The organism is Methanobacterium sp. (genome assembly GCA_030017655.1).
In the GTDB taxonomy this organism is placed as follows: Archaea; Methanobacteriota; Methanobacteria; order Methanobacteriales; family Methanobacteriaceae; genus Methanobacterium_D.
Genome location: JASEIM010000077.1, coordinates 234 through 668, shown reverse-complemented (window position 1 = coordinate 668; position 435 = coordinate 234). Strand labels below are relative to the sequence as shown.

Genomic DNA, 435 nt, shown 5'->3' with positions numbered 1-435 from the left:
TAAAGGATGCGGGATATGTGCTGAAGAATGTCCTGTAAAAGCAATTAAAATGGAGCGAGAATAGGGGAGATTTCAATGGTACTTAAAGTTATTTCTGCAAATCAATCAATAGCCGAAGCAGTTAACCTAGCTAAACCAAATGTAGTTCCTGTTTACCCCATTACTCCACAAACATCAATATCAGAATATTTGGCAAAATTTGTGGCTGATGGAAAATTAAAAACAGAATATATACGTGTAGAATCAGAACATAGTGCTATTAGCGCTTGTGTGGGAGCTTGCAGTGCAGGTGTAAGGGTATTTACAGCAACATCATCTCAAGGTTTAGCTCTGATGCATGAAATTTTATTTGCTGCCGCAGGTATGAGAAATCCTATAGTAATGGCCAATGCAAACCGGGCATTGTCAGCTCCATTAAGCATCTGGAATGACCAT

The 435-nt window shown here is 38.9% G+C and carries 2 protein-coding genes; both read left to right on the top strand.

Features of this window, described 5'->3' with window-relative positions:
• Positions 1 to 64 (top strand): 4Fe-4S binding protein (locus QMD61_11700; protein ID MDI6725297.1); only part of this gene is annotated, 64 nt, incomplete at its 5' end.
• Between the two features lie 11 nt (positions 65 to 75).
• On the top strand, positions 76 to 435 hold a 360-nt coding region (gene porA, locus QMD61_11695), incomplete at its 3' end, for a pyruvate ferredoxin oxidoreductase (protein MDI6725296.1).